Source organism: Myroides phaeus, from assembly GCF_900099675.1.
Taxonomy (GTDB): domain Bacteria; phylum Bacteroidota; class Bacteroidia; order Flavobacteriales; family Flavobacteriaceae; genus Flavobacterium; species Flavobacterium phaeum.
On record NZ_FNDQ01000006.1, the window covers coordinates 43,026 to 61,389 of the forward strand.

General features: G+C 34.9%; 21 protein-coding genes and 1 other RNA gene. 12 read left to right on the forward strand and 10 right to left on the reverse strand.

All coding sequences use genetic code 11. The annotated features are described in order from the left end of the window. Nucleotides 1–41 precede the first annotated feature (41 nt). Nucleotides 42–1,763, forward strand: coding sequence for a hypothetical protein (locus tag BLT46_RS04445; RefSeq protein WP_090406848.1), 1,722 nt, complete (start codon nt 42–44; stop codon nt 1,761–1,763). 31 nt (nt 1,764–1,794) lie between these two features. Continuing rightward, on the forward strand, nt 1,795–3,417 hold the full coding sequence (locus tag BLT46_RS04450) for a hypothetical protein (RefSeq protein WP_090406851.1): 1,623 nt from the start codon (nt 1,795–1,797) through the stop codon (nt 3,415–3,417). A 64-nt stretch (nt 3,418–3,481) separates the two neighbouring features. Here the strand turns inward: BLT46_RS04450 and BLT46_RS04455 are convergent, their stop codons facing one another. Together BLT46_RS04455 and BLT46_RS04460 are read right to left on the reverse strand one after the other, a co-directional pair. Further along, complete coding sequence (locus tag BLT46_RS04455) at nt 3,482–3,898, reverse strand: membrane lipoprotein lipid attachment site-containing protein (RefSeq protein WP_090406855.1); 417 nt, start codon at nt 3,896–3,898, stop codon at nt 3,482–3,484. Nucleotides 3,899–3,952: 54 nt separating this feature from the next. Beyond that, complete coding sequence (locus BLT46_RS04460) at nt 3,953–4,642, reverse strand: SIR2 family NAD-dependent protein deacylase (protein WP_090406858.1); 690 nt, start codon at nt 4,640–4,642, stop codon at nt 3,953–3,955. Between the two features lie 41 nt (nt 4,643–4,683). On the opposite strand from BLT46_RS04460, the gene BLT46_RS04465 reads away from it, so the two are divergent. Further along, nucleotides 4,684–5,376 carry a TrmH family RNA methyltransferase gene (locus tag BLT46_RS04465; protein ID WP_090406861.1) on the forward strand — a complete coding sequence of 231 codons (693 nt, stop codon included), beginning with the start codon at nt 4,684–4,686 and terminating at the stop codon, nt 5,374–5,376. A gap of 165 nt (nt 5,377–5,541) precedes the next feature. Here the strand turns inward: BLT46_RS04465 and BLT46_RS04470 are convergent, their stop codons facing one another. The 4 genes from BLT46_RS04470 to murQ are packed head-to-tail and all read right to left on the reverse strand — an operon-like array spanning nt 5,542 to nt 7,790. Further along, nucleotides 5,542–6,333, reverse strand: a complete 792-nt coding sequence (locus tag BLT46_RS04470) for a TerC family protein (RefSeq protein WP_090406864.1) — start codon at nt 6,331–6,333, stop codon at nt 5,542–5,544. 19 nt (nt 6,334–6,352) lie between these two features. Next, entirely contained in the window at nt 6,353–6,736 is a 384-nt protein-coding gene (locus tag BLT46_RS04475) for a DNA topoisomerase IV (RefSeq protein ID WP_090406868.1), read from the reverse strand. Nucleotides 6,737–6,738: 2 nt separating this feature from the next. Then, nucleotides 6,739–6,972, reverse strand: coding sequence for a DUF6095 family protein (locus BLT46_RS04480; protein WP_090406871.1), 234 nt, complete (start codon nt 6,970–6,972; stop codon nt 6,739–6,741). Continuing rightward, nucleotides 6,972–7,790: an N-acetylmuramic acid 6-phosphate etherase gene (gene murQ, locus BLT46_RS04485; RefSeq protein WP_090406874.1), complete on the reverse strand. Its 819-nt coding sequence runs from the start codon at nt 7,788–7,790 to the stop codon at nt 6,972–6,974. Before murQ ends, BLT46_RS04480 begins: the two co-directional genes overlap by 1 nt. Before the next feature lie 161 nt (nt 7,791–7,951). Between murQ and rnpB the strand changes: the two genes are divergently transcribed. After that, nucleotides 7,952–8,268, forward strand: an RNA gene (gene rnpB / locus BLT46_RS04490) — RNase P RNA component class A. A gap of 88 nt (nt 8,269–8,356) precedes the next feature. Here rnpB and BLT46_RS04495 read toward each other — a convergent pair. Further along, the gene (locus BLT46_RS04495) at nt 8,357–8,932 is read right to left on the reverse strand and encodes an RsmD family RNA methyltransferase (RefSeq protein WP_090406876.1); all 576 of its coding nucleotides are present in this window, start codon (nt 8,930–8,932) and stop codon (nt 8,357–8,359) included. Next, nucleotides 8,929–9,720, reverse strand: a complete 792-nt coding sequence (locus BLT46_RS04500; protein WP_090406879.1) for a DUF3822 family protein — start codon at nt 9,718–9,720, stop codon at nt 8,929–8,931. The genes BLT46_RS04495 and BLT46_RS04500 overlap by 4 nt, the downstream gene beginning before the upstream one ends. Nucleotides 9,721–9,845: 125 nt before the next feature. Between BLT46_RS04500 and BLT46_RS04505 the strand changes: the two genes are divergently transcribed. Then, nucleotides 9,846–11,279, forward strand: a complete 1,434-nt coding sequence (locus BLT46_RS04505; RefSeq protein ID WP_090406882.1) for an ATP-dependent DNA helicase — start codon at nt 9,846–9,848, stop codon at nt 11,277–11,279. 406 nt (nt 11,280–11,685) lie between these two features. Beyond that, nucleotides 11,686–12,432 carry a 3-deoxy-manno-octulosonate cytidylyltransferase gene (gene kdsB / locus BLT46_RS04510; protein WP_090406885.1) on the forward strand — a complete coding sequence of 249 codons (747 nt, stop codon included), beginning with the start codon at nt 11,686–11,688 and terminating at the stop codon, nt 12,430–12,432. Between the two features lie 72 nt (nt 12,433–12,504). Here kdsB and BLT46_RS04515 read toward each other — a convergent pair whose 3' ends face one another. Then, the gene (locus BLT46_RS04515) at nt 12,505–13,641 is read right to left on the reverse strand and encodes an SRPBCC family protein (RefSeq protein ID WP_090406888.1); all 1,137 of its coding nucleotides are present in this window, start codon (nt 13,639–13,641) and stop codon (nt 12,505–12,507) included. A 308-nt stretch (nt 13,642–13,949) separates the two neighbouring features. Further along, complete coding sequence (locus BLT46_RS04525; protein ID WP_090406894.1) at nt 13,950–15,023, reverse strand: branched-chain amino acid aminotransferase; 1,074 nt, start codon at nt 15,021–15,023, stop codon at nt 13,950–13,952. A gap of 264 nt (nt 15,024–15,287) precedes the next feature. Between BLT46_RS04525 and BLT46_RS04530 the strand changes: the two genes are divergently transcribed. The 6 genes from BLT46_RS04530 to BLT46_RS04555 all read left to right on the forward strand — a co-directional run bounded on the left by BLT46_RS04530 (nt 15,288) and on the right by BLT46_RS04555 (nt 18,252). Continuing rightward, nucleotides 15,288–15,797 (forward strand): DUF4920 domain-containing protein, encoded by a 510-nt coding sequence (locus BLT46_RS04530; protein WP_090406897.1) that lies wholly within the window; start codon nt 15,288–15,290, stop codon nt 15,795–15,797. Nucleotide 15,798: 1 nt separating this feature from the next. Continuing rightward, a complete protein-coding gene (locus tag BLT46_RS04535; protein ID WP_090406899.1) occupies nt 15,799–16,260 on the forward strand; it encodes a hypothetical protein in 462 nt (153 codons plus the stop codon). Next, nucleotides 16,257–16,919 (forward strand): tRNA (5-methylaminomethyl-2-thiouridine)(34)-methyltransferase MnmC2, encoded by a 663-nt coding sequence (gene mnmD, locus BLT46_RS04540; protein ID WP_090407091.1) that lies wholly within the window; start codon nt 16,257–16,259, stop codon nt 16,917–16,919. Before BLT46_RS04535 ends, mnmD begins: the two co-directional genes overlap by 4 nt. 158 nt (nt 16,920–17,077) lie before the next feature. After that, the gene (locus tag BLT46_RS04545; protein WP_090406902.1) at nt 17,078–17,275 is read left to right on the forward strand and encodes a hypothetical protein; all 198 of its coding nucleotides are present in this window, start codon (nt 17,078–17,080) and stop codon (nt 17,273–17,275) included. Nucleotides 17,276–17,393: 118 nt separating this feature from the next. Further along, nucleotides 17,394–17,789: a DUF4377 domain-containing protein gene (locus tag BLT46_RS04550; RefSeq protein ID WP_090406905.1), complete on the forward strand. Its 396-nt coding sequence runs from the start codon at nt 17,394–17,396 to the stop codon at nt 17,787–17,789. A gap of 7 nt (nt 17,790–17,796) precedes the next feature. Then, nucleotides 17,797–18,252, forward strand: a complete 456-nt coding sequence (locus BLT46_RS04555; protein ID WP_245722943.1) for a GNAT family N-acetyltransferase — start codon at nt 17,797–17,799, stop codon at nt 18,250–18,252. Nucleotides 18,253–18,364 lie beyond the last annotated feature (112 nt).

An 18,364-nucleotide genomic window follows, 5' to 3' on the forward strand; every position in this document is an offset into this window, starting at 1 on the left:
AGTGTTTGTTACAACTTCATAAATACTAAAAATAAAATAATATGAAAAAAAATATAATTACTTTATTAGTTCTAACATTAAGTGTTGGAGCTTTTGCACAAGATAAACCAGGTGTTGGTATTGGTACTAAAAAACCTTCTGCTGCTGCTGTATTGGATGTAGCTGCTGACAATAAAGGGGTGCTTATTCCGCGTATCAATCTAGGAGATTTAACAAAGTTTGGTTTAGCTAGTGATACTAAGGATGAAGGGATGTTGATTTATAATAAAACAGCGGTAACTAATATTCCTGTAGGTTTCTATTATTGGACAAATATTGATACTCCAAGATGGGAATTAATTACTTCTGAGTCTGTATTGAATCAAAAGATTGAAAACGTAACTAATGAATTCAATACTAAAATCGATAATCTAACTAAGATTGAAGGAGCTAGTTCTACAGATTTAAGTTATTTAATGGCATTTACACCTGTAAGCGACGGTTCTTCTTTAGGAGATATGTCTTATTTGATTCCAGAGAAGGATACAGATGGTAATATTACTTATAAAAAGGTAGGGATTACTTTTGCTGATTTAGTTGGACAAAGTGAAACAGAAACTTTCATTAGAGAAGTTAAAAAGAAAGTGAAAAATGATAAAGATGTAGAGGTAGAGGTAGTTGATTACTATGTTTATTTTTCTGAGTCGGTAGTGCGTGAATGGAAGAAAGCGAATGATGGTGTAGATATAAATGATGCTACAAAAGGACTTAAAGATAGTGAAGGAACTAAGATTGATGTAATTGGTGCTGTTACTACTAACTTTGGTGATATTTTTAATACTACTGAGAATAAAAAAATTATTGAAGAGATCGTTGTTAATACTCCTGGGAATGTTATCGTAAAGAAAGAGGGAGATAAATGGGTGCTTAATTATATTGACGAAAATGGAGATACTCAACTAGTTGATATTAATACTTTAGAGACAAAAACTAAGGTAGGGAAAAGATCCTATGATGGTAAAGATCTATCAGTTGTAGATTACAAAAATGATGCAACAGACGCTAAAAAAGGAGAAATCTTGTATGAGTACTTTGGTGAGGAGAAAGATGATAAAGGGAATCCAATTCCTTATTATATCAATATGACTGCTGATATAGTTACAAGTATCCAGAATAATGAAGAATTGAAAAATGAAATCTTTAATACAATTAACAATTTTATTACAGATGGAAGTAATGTTTATTATGGTCCAATAAATACAGGAGATACAGAAAATGTATTGTATTACATTGATTCTAATGGAGATAAGAAAGTAATTGACATTTCAGAAAACGTTCTTAACGTAATCACTAATAATCCAACAGTTATCGAGAAGATAAAAGAGATTACAGAGGTTAAAGTTGTTGAAAAAGATGGAGATATACCTACAGGAGAAACAATTAATGGTAAAAAAGTTTACAAAGGGATTTCTACAATCACTGTAGCAGGAAAAGATCCTAAAAAGTATGATTCAACATCTGATGCTGCTATTAGCGTTAAGCCAATGAAACAAGTTTATGGTGCTGATGGTAAAGTTACTCTTGAACCAACAAACGAGGTATTTGGTAGATTACTTCGTGTTTCTGTGTTAGATGTTAATGGTAGTGTGGTAGTTGATTCAGCTACAGATGCTACAGCAGGAGTTGATGGTAAAAGTTTTGAATTCTATTTTGGAGTAGGTAATATGTATGCGCCTATCTTTGGGGGTACTTATGAGGTTATTTACGAATATGTTGTGAAGTAATTAAGACTTTACATCAACTAAAATAAATGCTATGAGAAGATATTTTTTAATATGTGCAGCCTTACTTGGTGTATCCTTTTTAGGACACGCCCAAGTAGGGATTGGTACAAAAAAACCTGCAACTTCGGCAATGTTGGATATTCATTCAGGAGAAAGAGGTATTTTAATTCCGAGAGTTGCACTTAGGGATTTAAATGTTCTTGCTCCTGTTATTAGTAATCCAGGCGAAGATGTAGCAAGTTTACTTGTTTATAATACAAACCCTGCTTTAGATAAGAATACTCCAACATCATCTCAAGGGTTTTACTATTGGACAGGTACTAAATGGACGAAGGTTATAGACCGATCTGAATTAGAACGAATCCTAGAAGAGAATAATGCGCAATCAGATGATAAAATCATTGAGATTATAAAGATTATTACCCAAGAGGCTTCTGAAAAAGGAAAAGGAATTTCAGTAGTATTATATGATTTCACGAAAGAAGTTTTCTATACACTTGTTACAGATGATAAAGGCAATGTTATTCAATCTGAAGAGATTGATTTAGGCCCTGCTATCAGAAAAGAAGAGAGTAAAACTTTTATCAGACCTATTTATGAAAAAGCTGGTGATACTAAATCTAAAATTGTAAAGTATGTTTATTTTAATGAACAGGCTTTAGGAGAATGGTTAAAAGTAAAAAGTAATACAGCTGAGAATATTCCAAATGAGAAGGGACAAGAGATTGACGTTATTGGTGTAGTTAGTAATAACTTTCAAGAGATTTTTAATCAAAATAAAGAAGAGATTACTAAAATTTTCAAGACAATCAAAGGTGGTATAACTATCGAAAAAGAGGGAGATACTTGGATTGTTAAGATTGGAGATGGTAATGGTGGTCAAGAGACTATTAATTTCTATGAACTTGAAACTAAAACTTATTTTAATAGAGGAGAGGTTTTAAAAGATGGAGATAAGCCAGCACTATCTAAAGTGATAACTTGGGATGAATCGAAGCTAAAAAAAGGTCATATTTTCTACGAATATCTAGGTGAGGAAAGAGATGCGAACGGAAAACGAGTTCCGTATTATATAGATATGACAGCTGATGTTATCACGAGTATTACTAATAACGAATCGTTACAGACTATCATTAATGATAATATTACAACACACCTAACAAAAGGTGGAAACGTATATTATGGTGATCACGATGGAGATAGTAAGACAAGTGATGTACTTTATGTAATCAATAATAAAGGTGAGAAAGTAGTTATCAATTTAGGTAAAACTATTAGAGAAATCTTTAAAAATGACAAGGAATTCGTTAGAGAAATTCGCGAGAGTTTAGGTTACGATATCACAACTATTGTTGAAAGTACAGGTAATAAGTTTGATGGTAAACTAATTTTAACTTATAAAGGAGTAACTACGGTTACCGCCTTAGATGCTGAAACAAGTGGGGTTTCTATTCCAGTAAGTCATCAAGGTAAGAAAATTGAAGTGATTGATATCGTTTTGATTAATTCTGCAAATCAAGTTGAAAAAACAGGAATTACTGATATTGAAGTTACTGCAGATAAAATTAAGTTCTCTTTAGGTAGTGGAATTTTATATACTACATTACCCGCAGGAACCTATCAGGTAATTGTTCAATTCGTTGAAGAAAAATAATAATAATATAGGTTATTTTATTAATATAAAAGCCCCTTACATTTGTGAGGGGCTTTCTGTTTTGTTATCTTGTGAAATAACCAAAAGTTTTTTTCGTTTGTTTATAAACAAATTTTACATCTCCATTCCCCGCTGTATTGGGTACAAGAAAGATAATTTTATCATCTTTTACAGCTAATATCTGTGCTACTACATCCCTATCAGATTCAGTAGGAGGGAGAGCTCTTGTTGTATTTTCTGTGCTTGAAATACTTTTTGTTTGTTGTGGTAATCTTTCTACGAAAAGGATTTTGTAGTCTTTTTCATCAAAATCTCTAAAGCCTTTACCTGTTAAGGCTACTTCATCTCCGACTTTAACGCCACTAAAATCTACAGTGTTAATTTCTGGACCTTCTATTTTTGTGGGTTGTGAAGCATTGTCGTCACTTGAACATCCTGTAACAGCTACTGCCGTTAATAGGAAGAATACTAATTTTTTCATCTTTTAAAGTTTAATGGTTTTGAAAGTTACTAAAAAATAGAGGAAAAGCTACTTTTATTTAAGGTCAATTAGCGCTGTCATAATGCTACGTAAACCTGTTGTTGCTTTATCTTGTACGGTTATAATCTGTTGGTTGTTGTAAATTGCAGCAGGATTAGGGTCTATATAGTAAATTATAGCATCGTGTTTTGCGTATTCAATCAACGAGGCTGCAGGGTACACTTGAAGCGATGTTCCAATGATAAGAATGATGTCTGCCTTTTCAACGATAGGTAATGCGTTGTTCAATTCAGGTACCATTTCTCCAAACCATACAATATGTGGTCTTAGAGGGTGTCCTTCTTTATTTGTAGAATTAGCGTGTAAGTCGTCTTTCCACTCGTAAACAAGTGATTCGTCAACCTCGCTTCTCACTTTAAAGAGTTCCCCGTGTAAGTGTAGTACATTAGCGTTACCAGCTCTTTCGTGTAAATCATCAACATTTTGTGTGATTACCTGTACATTAAAATACTCTTGTAATGCGGTGATGTCTTTATGAGCCTGATTTGGTTCACACGTTAATAATTGCTTTCGTCTGTCGTTGTAAAACTGCAAGACAAGCGCTTTGTTTTGTTCCCATCCCATAGGAGAAGCGACTTCCATAACATCGTGGCCTTCCCACAATCCGTCTGCGTCTCTAAATGTCTTAATACCACTTTCAGCACTTATACCAGCACCAGATAAGACTACTAAGCTTTTTTCCATAATATTGTTACCTTTGCAATTGTCTTAAAAATAAATATAAAATGAATATTTCAGAAAAGCTATTTCAAGATGTTGATTATTTAGAGTATTTAGAAAGTTTTTTAACTGAGAATAGGGTTGAACGCTTTAAAGAAGTTCTTCAAAATCGTACGAAGCACATTACTGTTGTAGCAGAAGATGTATATCAGTTGCACAATACAAGTGCTGTAATGAGAAGCTGTGAGGTATTTGGAGTTCAAGACTTATGTGTGATTGAACAAAAGTTTGGAAAGCGAATAGATAAAGAGATTGCGTTAGGCGCTGAGAAGTGGGTTGATATTCATCGTTATAACTCTATACAAGGAAGTATTGATGACATCCGTAGCAGAGGATACCAGATTGTAGCGACTACTCCTCACGTAGAGGCAAATCACTTAGAAGATTTTGATATTAGTAAACCATCAGCTATTTTCTTTGGTACTGAAAAGAGTGGTCTATCTCCTGAGATTATTGAGCAAGCAGATGCTTATATTAAAATTCCAATGGTTGGGTTTACGGAGAGTTTAAATATCTCTGTATCGGCGGCTATCATAATTCAAAATCTAACAACGCGTCTTCGCAATTCAGCTATTGATTGGAAGTTGACTGAGGCACAATTGATAGAAAAGAGAATTGATTGGGCAAGAAAGTCTATTAAAGATATCGACTTTGTAACGGAGCGCTATATTGAAAGTAAAAACAACAAGGCGTTGTAATGGTTACAGACAAGTTTGCAGTGTAGTTATCAATAACATAACACGAGTAATAATTGACAGAGATACGTTAGTATAATATACATCACCGTAGCGTTAGGCTAAATAACGCAATTGATATAAAAGAAAAGAGGCTTACAATTCAATTATTGTAAGCCTCTTTTTATGTTATTTACCTGCTCTTTTGCGCAGTTTCATATTGATGAATTCAACAATAAGAGAGAACGCAATAGCAAAGTATAAGTATCCTTTAGGAACAGCACCTATCTCTTGTCCTGCTAATACAGCGTGAGAAATATGCATACTTTCCGTTGTAAGCATAAATCCGATTAAGATTAAGAAAGACAATGCTAATATTTGAATAGACGGGTTATTGTTTACAAAGTTTCCAACCGGAATAGCAAACAACATCATAATGGCAACAGAAACAACTACTGCAGCAATCATAATATACAAAGCTCCTTCAATACCATTTGTCATACCCACCGCAGTTAAAATACTGTCGATAGAGAAGATAATGTCAATCATCAAGATTTGCATAATAATGTTACCAAACGATTTAACTGCTATTTTCTTAGCATCTGGTTTTTCGTCAATGGGTTCTTGGTTGTGTACGTGTGATACTTTTTCGTGTATCTCTTTTGTCGATTTGTAAATCAAGAAAATACCCCCTCCCAAAAGAATTAACGCCTGTCCATTAAAGTCGGCTGTAAACCAACTCCAGTTAATACTGAACAACGGTTTTTTCATTGCGATTAACCACGTTACCCCAAGTAACAAACCAATACGCATAAACATAGCAAGGAAAAGACCGATTTTAGTAGCCCTCTTTCTTTGGTCTTCTGGCAACTTACCAGTTACGATAGAAATAAAGATTACGTTGTCTATCCCCAAGACTATCTCTAAAAAGGTTAATGTAATAAACGCAACAATAGCGTCTGCTGTAAATAGTACTTCCATAAAAGTAGGTCGCTATAATTTATAAGTCAGCTGTTTTTCTAATCGTACCTCTTTCTCTTCTGGCATCTGTTGTATAACCATATTCAAAAACAGCAGTATTTCCATCCGTTGTAACGATTTTCATACTCACAGCTTTTTTATCAGCCATTGTTTTAGGGTTTATCTTTTGTAGAATGAACTCACAATCGTTTACCCATCTAATCGTAGCTGTATCTGTTTTACCTTCAAATGTTTCAATCTCCAAACTGTCGGTTCTAATAAAAGTAGAAACTTTCTTTTCTCCGTTTATTTCTGCAACGAATTCGAATTTACCAGTTCTGAAATTAGCACAATTTCTTTCTTGTTTATAGCAAGATGTAAAAATAAATAAAAATGGTAAAAAGTATAATAATTTTGTTTTCATGTTTATTTAGAAAAAAGTGATTTTATAATTGTTTGTAATCCTTTGAAAAAAAGGAGCATAGATGTAATGCAAATTAAACATCCTAACCCTAACACCACGTAGTAAAAAGGGTGAGCTTGGTTTTTGAAAGCACTGTTGATTACAAGCGGGCCTAAAAACATCAAAGGCAAGGTTATCATTAAGTACTTAACTCCTTTTACAAGTAGTTTACGGTCTGTTTTATGTTCTTGTTCCATTATCTATTATTCTTAAAGTGTTCAACTGCTGCACGCACATTTTTAAACTCGTCTAATAATGCCTTAGCTACGTCATACTCTACATTTAGCTCAGCTATTATCATTTGAATTCCTCTTTCAATCAGTTTGCTATTGGTCATTTTCATATCCACCATCTTATTACCTTTTACTCTGCCCAGCTTAATCATAGTAGCAGTAGAGAGCATATTTAAGACCAATTTTTGAGCTGTACCTGCTTTCATTCGCGAGCTACCGGTAACGAATTCAGGACCTACAACTACTTCAATAGGGAAGTTAGAAACGTGTGCTAATGGACTATTGGGATTACAGGTAATACAACAAGTAGTAATATTGTTTAGCTGACATTGTTCTAACGCTTTGATAACATAAGGAGTAGTACCAGAAGCCGCAATACCAACCACAACATCTTTTGAGGTAATAGCGTGTTGTTGTAAATCCACCCATCCTTGAAGGGGATTATCTTCTGCATTTTCAACTGCGTGGCGGATAGCATAATCACCCCCTGCAATAATTCCGATTACCAAATCAGGAGAGACTCCATACGTAGGAGGACATTCAGACGCATCTAAAATACCTAATCTACCCGATGTACCCGCTCCGATGTAGAATAATCTACCCCCATTGCTAAGTTTGTTGACTATTTCATCTACGGCAGGTTCTATTTGAGGAATAGCACGCTCAACTGCTTTAGGAACGCTTTGGTCTTCTTTATTCATATTGCCTAAAATCTCGTGTACCGACATTTTATCCAAATCGTTGTAATTAGAAGACTGTTCTGTAATTCTTGTGAAATTCACCTTAATAATGTTCTTAAAATGTGTGTTCACAAAAGTACACAAAATAGTTTAGTTACTAATGCAGTTATAGTTAGACGTTGATAATAATATAAGGTTAAAAGTATTCACAGATTAAGTAAAAATATATTTTTCAGGTTTGCATAAATAGACTACTTTTGTCGCGAGCAAACCGCCTTATCGCTACTTCCATTTATGGAAATAGAGGAAAGTCTGGACACCATAGGGATGCATAATGGGTAACACCCATCCGTGGCTTGCCATGAGGACAAGTGCAACAGAAAGTATGTACAGGTAATGCTGTAGTGAAACCAGGTAAACTCTATGCGGTGAAATGTCATGTATATTTAGCGTTTGAGGGTTCCCGCCCGATGCTTTAGGGGTAGGCAGATAGAGCTATCGAGTAATTGATAGCCGAGATAAATGATAAGGGTGTGTTTTCGAACACATACAGGATCCGGCTTATAGGTTTGCTCTTTTTTATTTGTATGTCAGTCATACAGTAAACAAAAAAAGGAATATTTGATAATACTCAAATATTCCTTTTTTTGTTTATAGGGGAGAGGTGATTAGTCTAAATCATCTTCGTCCTCGTCTTCTTCCACTGTTTCGTATTCAAAGAAAGTAAACACAGAACCACCATAATTCTTTTCAAAAGAGAAATAAGGCAAATGGTTTAACGGTGTAAACTTAGAGTGCTCTACAACCAACATACCTTGTAGGTCTAAAAGGTCATTGGCAAAAACGTCAGTAACGATTTTCTCAAATTGCTCTTGCGTAAAGTCATACGGAGGATCGGCAAATACAATATCATAAGAAGCTTTATGTCTTTCTAAGAACTTAAAGATATCTGATTTTAAAGGTGTAATGTTTAATTCAAATTCTTTAGCGGTCTTTTTAATAAAGTTAACACACCCAAAATCACCGTCAACACTAACTACTGATTCAGCGCCTCTTGATGCAAATTCGTAACTGATGTTACCTGTTCCTGCAAACAAATCAAGAATGACTAATTCACCAAAGTTAAAGTGGTTATTCAAAATGTTGAATAGGGATTCCTTGCTCATATCCGTTGTAGGGCGAACTGGCAAGTTTCTTGGAGGGCTAATGCGTCTTCCTTTTAGTTTTCCTGATATAATTCTCATGAATGGAATAAAATGTAATGTTGTTTTGGTACTTGATGATGTAATAATAAATCATCGCTAATGAAAAACTTATCTTCAATTAGACTTACGTGTCTAACATATTTATAAGCTTGTTGATAAAAGATATCATCTTGGTCCACGCGGCCCATTAAGAACAAAGGCGTAACCTCTGGGTCAAGTGATAACTGCTCGTATACAAACAATACAAAGTAGATAAAGTCTTGTGCCGTTTGATATTGAAAAGAGTTGAACAACACGAGTTTGCCCTCTTGTACAATGATAATTTCAAAGTGGTCTTTTTGTAAAAAAGCGTAAGCTTGTATCTCTTTAGACTGTTGTGATTTTTTTAAAAGAATTTCTGTCAACTGTGTATTGATGTTCTGGTATGTAAACGAACCAAACTTGTCAAGCAAGTAGTTGTTGATGTTTACATAAGGCACATAAACATTGTTCATCTGCGGTTCTGTCATCTCATCAAAGGCAAAGAAGTCAGTAGAAAATACCTTGGTGTTATACTGTAAATACGTTCCCATTGCCTCCTCTTTAAAGAAAGCTTGTGGCACAAATGTATTCAAGGTATTATCGTGTAAAACAGTTATTTCAGCATATTTTTCTAACAACTCAGGATACTTGGCAAAGATTTTATCTAATTGCTCCTCCATAGGTTTCAACTGAGAGATAGCCTCAGATGCAAAGTGTGTTATCTCATGAGCTAACATATCTTTTACCACAAACGTAAATTTGTTTAAAGACACCTGTATTTGTAGTTTATGATAATTCTCTGACATCGTAAGTTTAAAAATAAAATTGAAATGTGAGTAGCAAAATTAAACAATTTTATGGCAATCTTATAGTTAAGCCCTAAAAAGCTTAGTATCTTTGAAGAATAATATAAATTTGATTCTGTTTTATAATGATTGGACCTCAGTTTTATAAATTACTGCGCAATAAATTCCCTTTTGAACTAACGGTTAAGCAAGACATCTTTTTGCAAAAGATAGCGAATTTCGTTACAAATGATAAGCAAGATGAGTTGTTTGTACTTAAAGGATACGCGGGTACGGGTAAAACGACGTTGTTGTCTACCGTAGTAAACGAATTAAAGAGTATTCATAAGTTTTCCGTAATGTTAGCTCCTACGGGGCGTGCGGCAAAGGTAATCAGCAACTATTCTAACCGACCTGCCTTTACTATTCACAAGAATATTTATTACCCAAAAGCCAGTAAAACTGGGGGAGGGGTACAATATACAATGCGTGCCAATAAGAATAGAAACACTATTTTTATTGTAGATGAGGCGTCTATGATTGGCGATGGCGGTGCTGGAGATACAAGTATGTACCCACACGGCTCGTTGTTAGACGACTTGATTTACTACGTGTATTCAGGATTTAATTGTAAGCTTATTTTGATTGGAGATACTGCACAGTTACCTCCGGTTAATATGACTATTAGTCCGGCTTTGGACATAGACCAGTTGGGTTTTCAATACAATATGGATGTACAACACATCGAATTAGACGAGGTAATGCGTCAAGAAGAAAACTCCGGTATTTTATACAATGCAACGGAGTTGAGAATGGCGTTAGACTCTTACTTTTTTGATGCGTTTCAGTTTCAATTGCAAGGGTTTAAAGACATCGTTCGCCTAACAGATGGTTACGACATTCAAGACGCTATTCACTCGGCTTATTCTAACAGTGGACCAGAGGAAACAGCTTTTATTGTGCGTTCTAACAAAAGGGCAAATGCTTATAACCAACAGATACGTGCGCGTATTTTGGACAAGGAGAGTGAAATATCTGCAGGAGACTTACTAATGGTTGTCAAGAACAACTACTTTTGGTTGAAAGACTCAATAGTTACCGATTTTATTGCTAATGGTGATATTATTGAGGTACTTCAGATCTACAAAGTAGTCGAGTTGTACGGTTTCCGATTTGCTTCTGTACGCGTTAGAATGATTGACTACCCGAATATGCTTCCGTTTGACACGATTATCTTCTTGGAGACATTAACCAGTGAGTCTGCGGCTTTGTCGTATGAACAGACAAATCGCTTGTATCAAGAAGTGCTGTTGGATTATGAAGATGAGATTACCAAGTACAGAAAGGTGCAAAAGGTTAAGGAAAACGAGTATTTCAATGCTTTGCAAGTTAAGTTCTCTTATGCAATTACGTGTCATAAATCACAAGGTGGACAATGGGAAACGGTGTTTATAGAACAGCCGTATCTGCCAGAAGGAATCACACAGGATTACGTGAAATGGTTGTACACTGCTATGACAAGGGCAAAAGATAAGCTGTACTTAATCGGCTTTAACGACGATAGTTTTGAACAAGAATAATAGAAAAAGGCGATTACAGCACATAGCGTAATCGCCTTTTTTATAGTTTATACTCTCTGTTTGTTATTCACTGTCTTTCTTTATTCAAAATCAAATAGAAACCCTCTTATTTATGCTGTTTAACCTTCTTTCATCTCCAACACCAACACAGTGAAATTAGCGAGAATTCAGAAGGAAACAGCATTAGCATCTTAGGGAGAAATCTATGCTATAATTATGCCAAGGATTGCTTGATGAGATGTAATTATCACTTTTGACTTGTCATTAACTGTTAAAGTATGGTAGCAGTACAAAAACAAGGGAGATGCACACTTAGTAGTGCGTATTACTCTTGCGAAATGTGGTTATCCTTTTTCCGTTGGTTGTAATGAAATTACTATCTTTGAGTACTTAATTTTAGACACAGATGAAAGTTATAGCAGTAATACCAGCGCGTTATGCTTCAACGCGTTTTCCTGGTAAGTTAATGGAAGATTTAGGAGGGAAAACGATAATTCGTAGAACTTATGATGCTACTGTAGCAACCGGACTTTTTAGCGATGTATTTGTAGTAACGGATTCGGACTTAATTTACAACGATATTGTAGCCCACGGTGGAAAAGCAGTTATGAGTATCAAATCACACGAAAGTGGGAGTGATCGCATAGCTGAAGCGGTGGAAAATATGGAGGCTGACATTGTTATTAATGTACAAGGAGATGAGCCTTTTGTAAGCAAGGAAAATCTAAAACGTTTGATTGAAATCTTTGAGGCAGACCACGCAAAGCAAGTTGATTTAGCATCTTTAATGACTCCGATTAACGAGTGGGAGGTTATTGAAAATCCTAATAATGTAAAAGTAGTGGTTGACGATACAAATACCGCTTTATACTTCTCAAGATCGGTTATTCCTTATCCACGTGATAAAGAAGTGAGCGTACAGTATTACCAACACATAGGAGTTTATGCTTTTAGAAAAGCTGCTTTGTTAGAGTTTACTACGTTACCAATGAAGTTTTTAGAAGCGTCAGAAAAGTTAGAGCAGTTGCGTTACTTAGAATATGGTAAACGCATTAAAATGGCAATTACAACACATATTGGAGTAGGGATAGACACACCAGAGGACTTAGTAAAGGCTAAGGCGCTGTTGGCAAGTAATCCTGAATTACAATAAATATTTACACGTAAAAAGGGTATCAATTCACATTGATACCCTTTTTTTATTACTTCAAAGCAGTTGTAGTTTTTATTCCTCCGTAGGTGGAGTAACCGGAACCACTGGCGTTGTATTTATAGGGTGAGTTACTGTTGTAGTAGTAGCTGGAGTAATAGCCGTTGTAATGCTATCACGCTTTGTACCACCAGAGTACGACGTACCATAGTGATAAGTCGGCACAACAGGAACTTCTTTTTTAATGATTGCAATTTTAATCACTGTTTTCCATTCAGAAGCTAATCGAGAATCAATAACAGAATTTCTCAATACCAAAACAAACGGTTCGTCTGGTTGAATTTGCATTTCTTGATTAGCAATAGCCGTTCTTGTTTGTTGAACCGCCTCTGGCAAGAAAGTATAGTATCCTGTTAAAGTTGATTCAAAGTAATCACAAGACTCAATACTTGCCATTTTAAAACGTTCTTCCTCATTTAAGAAGATGTTTTCTTTAATCGGAATAGCAAATTTGTAATTAATTGTTTCTCTTGACTTTTCTTCACTTAGCAGTAAAAAAGGATCACCTGTCTTAGTAAGTTTATTGTCTTTACAGAATTGCTCAAGCTCTTTATTAATAGCTACCAAATCGTCATTTAACGACCCTAAAGACGACAAATGTTCCACATACACATAATTAGTAGGTGTACTCTTTTGAACATCTCCAATCGTTACAGTGTAATCTTTGTATTGTTTGATAAAATACACAATAAAAGCGTTGATGTTTTTATCAATACTATTTGTAGCCACTTGATTAGGCGTTCCTGAAAAGAAAGTGATGATTTTAGTTTTCAAATCTAACGAACCTGAAAAAGAAAAAGACACATTTGTTTTCCCTTGTTTTCTATCAAGTTTCCACTTAATATTTGAAATAGTAGCATCGTGTAAGATATCTTGAGACAAGCTATCATAAGGGTGTGTATATTCAGGACGAATAGTATATTTTCCTAATTTTTCTAACTCAATATCATAGATACCATTCCCAACTTTTTCTGATTTCATCCAGTCAGTCCAGTTATCTAAATTACTAATGTACTCATAAACTACTTGTTTAGGAGCATCTACAGTAAAGTTGCGTTCTACTTTGTATTCAGGATTCTGTGTAAGAATAAATACAAAAAGGGAAACAAGTCCCAATGCAAATAATAAGAAGAAATATTTAAGAATTTTCATAACGCTTCAGTACAGTGAATAACTTATTTTAAAAGGTTTTTCAGAATGAAAAGAGAACCAATAAAAGCAAGGAATGCAAGAAGCACCCATAGTCTATTTTTATAATAGATACGGTGTAGTTTCAAATCCTTTCTATACATTATAATCAATACAATGGTAAACGTAATTATAAAAAAAAGAGCAAATTGTAATTGACCTGGTGTGAACATAATTATTTTTTAGCAAAAATAGGCAAAACCTTGATATGAGGTACAAAAAAAACGGCAGGAATTCTGCCGTTTTGTAAATATATCTTTAAAAAGATGTAATTAGATGCTTTGAGTCCATCCAAAAGTATCTTCAATGTGTTTTTGTTGAATACCTTGAAGTGCTTTTTTCAATTGAATAGCATAAGAATCTTCATCAGTAACTACAGGTAATTCGTAGTATTTCTCTTGGTAAGCAAATCCTTCAATTTGTCCAACAGTTACTGCAGTACCAGCACCGAAGATTTCTTTTAATTCACCTTTAGCGTGTGCGTCAAGTAAATCTTGAACAACGATAGATCTAACCTCTACGTTAATTCCTTTGCTCTTAGCGATTTCGATTAAACTCTTACGAGTTACACCGTCTAAGATACGCTCACTTGTAGGAGCAGTGATTAAAGTATCTCCAATTCTGAAGAATACGTTCATTGTTCCAGCTTCTTCTAATTTAGTGTGAGTAGCATCATCAGTCCAGATTACTTGTTGGTATCCAGCATCTTGAGCTAATTTAGTTGGGTAGAATTGTCCAGCGTAGTTACCAGAACATTTAGTAGAACCAACCCCACCGTTAGCAGCACGGCTGTAGTGTTCAGCGATTTGAACTTTTACCTTTCCAGAGTAGTATGTACGAGCTGGAGATAAAATGATACAGAACATAAACTCAGTAGATGGTCCAGCTACAACACCAGGGTGAGTACCAACCATAAACGGACGGATATATAAAGAATTACCTTCTCCTTTTTGTACCCAGTCTCTATCTAAGTTTAATAAAGCTTTTAATCCTCCAACGAATCTTTCTTCGTCTATGTGTGGCATTGCTAATCTCTCAGCAGATTTGTTGAAACGTTTCCAGTTTTCTTGTGGACGGAATAACCATACTTTGTCTTCAGTATCTTTGTATGCTTTCATTCCTTCGAAGATCGCTTGTCCGTAGTGGAATACATTGATAGAAGGCTCAAACGACATTGGTCCGTAAGGTTTGATTTCTACTTGTCCCCATTTACCATCTTTATAATGACAAACTAACATATGGTCAGTAAAAACAGAACCAAATTTTACGTTTTCAAAATCAATTGAAGCTATTTTAGATTTTTCTACTTTTTGAATAGAGAAATCATTAGTTGTTTGTGAACTCATTTCTTATTAATGTTTTTTTAATTGTCGTGTATTTGAACTTATGCTTGCAATGTATTAAAAAAGCAAGACTTTACAAAATTATCAAAAAAAGGACTCAAAAATAGTTTGTTGTTGAACTTTATCTAAAATGTGGTGATAATTATTGTTTAATCAAAATTAATTACTGAAATTATCATAATCAATGAATTTTGTTTATCTAAACGATTTGTTTTTGGTGTATTTTTTTGACTTAATTTTACACTATTATAATAAATATAGATTCCTATGCGTAAAGTTGTTGCTTGTTTAGGTTTGTTAACCTTGATTTTTACGGGATGTAAAAATGAAAAAACTGTTCCTATGGCGGAACAAACGTTTGATACTACTAAATATGAGTATTTTGGAGATAGTATTGTCCTTACAGATGTTTTGTCAAAAGACGAGATGCTTGAAAAGTTTAAAACAATGCAGGCAGGAGATACACTTCAAGTGAAATTTCAGTCCAGTATTGTTGAGGTATGTCAGAAAAAGGGATGTTGGATGAGTGTTGAACTACCAGGAGATAAAAACAGTTTTGTTCGCTTTACAGATTACGGATTTTTTGCTCCAATGAATGCGGCTGGTCACGAAGTGATTGTTGACGGAAAGGCGTTTGTATCTGTGATTTCTGTTGATGAACTGAAGCACTACGCAAAAGACGCTGGTAAGTCAGAAGAGGAAATTGCCGCTATTGTAGATCCTAAAGTAACGTATAGTTTCGTTGCAGACGGAATTGCAATTGATAAAGCACAGTAAGATGTTGATATTAAAACGCATTAGTTTACTTGTGTGTACAGCACTAATTTTGTTTGCCTGTCAAAATAAGCAAGCGATACAAGAAGCTGTTACAGAAGAAAAGACAACAGAAAACACGTCTTTTAAAATGTACACGATGAGTCCGATGGCTCAGTTGATGGAAGAAATGTATGCTAATGCTTTAGTTGTTAAAACAAAGTTAGAGGCAGGAGAAGCGGAGTTTGGCGAGTTTCCAGAAAGTCATTTAAAGATTATGGAGGCAAAGATGACTGACCCGACTGATCGCGATATGTTTTTTGAGACACAAGCAAAGGAGTTTTTAGCGTATGAGAAAGCATTTTACGAAAGTAAGAAAGGCAATAAAATAGAAGAGTACAACGCGATTATCAATTCGTGTTTAACGTGTCACCAAAAGAAATGTGGTGGCCCAATACCGAGAATAAAAAAATTAAAGATTCAGTGAAAAGAAATGTAATCACAACATCCGATGGGTCAACCTCAATCAAAATAGAAGATTGGGGAGAAACGTATCACTCAATACACGGTGCTATCCAAGAGGCTAAACACGTATATATCAACAATGGATTTGACAGAATAGAAAAACCGAGTTTACGCATTTTAGAAATGGGGTTTGGTACGGGGTTAAATGCTTTTTTAACCTTAGTAGAAGCCAGAAATGCGAGTAAAACAGTTGAGTACCACAGTGTAGAGGCTTATCCGGTTACGGAAGAAGAAATGAAAGCCCTTAGCTTCACTGCTCTGTATTCGCAGGCAGAAGACGAGGCTAATTTTCAAAAGATGCACTACGGCGAGTGGAATGTGTTGAATCGCATTTCAGACGAATTCTCATTATATAAAATGCACAGCAAGTTTGAAGATATGCAGTTAGAAGCCGGTTATTTTGACTTGGTGTATTTTGACGTATTTGGTTATCAATTTCAACCCGACTTATGGTCTGTCGCTATTTTTCAAAAGGTATATGACGCGTTAGAAGAAGGAGGCGTATTAGTTACCTATGCGTGTAGAGGACCAATCAAACGAGCGATGAAAGAAGTAGGTTTTAGAACAGAAAAAGTGCCAGGACCACCAGGAAAAAGAGAAATGCTGGTTGCTTTTAAGTAAGATTACTGAATTAAAAGGCTTTAGAATGTGTTATTGTGGTTGTTTTGTGAGTAAATGGTAGTGTAATATGATTTTTTAACATTAATGAGTATGTTATTGGTAGATATGATTTATCATTATTATATTTGTGTAAGAAATGTTAATGAGATATTTTTACTATGAAAACAGGAGAAATGTTAGAGTACGCGAAAGTGGTTTTACAAAACGTGAGCATTGACCCTCAGCTTTTTTATAAGGAATTAGAAAAAATAATGGCTAATATGTTGCCTTATGAGGCAGATCAATTAGCCTTATGGGTTGACGATTTCGTGAAAGAAAAGCCAGAATTACAAGAATCGTTGATAGAAACAGCTTAAACAATATGCCAAGAGCTTCCTATTTTATTTAGGGAGCTCTTTTTTATTTATCTGCACAAAAGATTTGATTTTTAGATATAATTCATACTTTTACCCCATAAGTATAACTAAATAAAGTATGAGAAAAGTAATTCTGTTAGTTGCAATTGCCTTAGGAACACTTACTTCTTGTAAGGGAGAAAAAGCAATAGAGCCTGTAAAAGAGGTTGCGGAAGTAGAACAAGTAGCTACTGATTCGATTGACGTTACAGATGAATTAGAAGATATTATGACATTGTATATTGCTCCTCAAAAAGAAGATTGTGTAGGAGTAGGTCCGATGAAGTGTTTGTTAGTTAAACAAGGAGAAGATGCAGAATGGGAATTGATGTATCAAGGAATTGAAGGATTAGACTATCAAGAAGGTTTTGAATACAAAGTTGAGGTTAGAAGAGAAGAAGTACCTAATCCACCGGCTGATGCCTCATCATTTCGCTATGTGTTAGTGAAAGAGATATCGAAGGTGAAAAAATAAGACTTTGATGAAAAATATTGTATTAACAGACGAACGTGTTCTTTTAAAACCGTTGGAGCAATACAATTGGGAAGACTTACTCGAGTATGCCGTTAATGAAACGGATATTTGGAAGTATGCGCACACCCCGTTGGTTGGCGAACAAGGGATTAAAGATTACATCCAATACGCGTTAGATGAAAGGGATAAAGGTACCTCACTTCCGTTTATTGTGTTTGATTTAGAAAAAGAGAAATACGTTGGTTCTACTCGTTTTTACGGTATTAATCACAAACAAAAGAGTTTGCTAATCGGTTATACGTGGTATAGCAAGCAAACACAAGGCTCTGGTATTAATGTGCACTGTAAGTATTTACTGTTGAAATACGCTTTTGAATGTATGGAGATGGAACGCGTAGAATTTCGCGCTGATGCCAGAAATGAAAGAAGTATTGGTGCAATGAAACGCTTAGGAGCAGTCTAAGAAGGCGTGTTGCGCAAAGAGATTATCATTAACGATGGTTCGCGCAGAGATACGGTAGTACTTAGTATTTTAAGAGAAGAGTGGTTTAACCACGTTAAAAAGAACTTAGAAG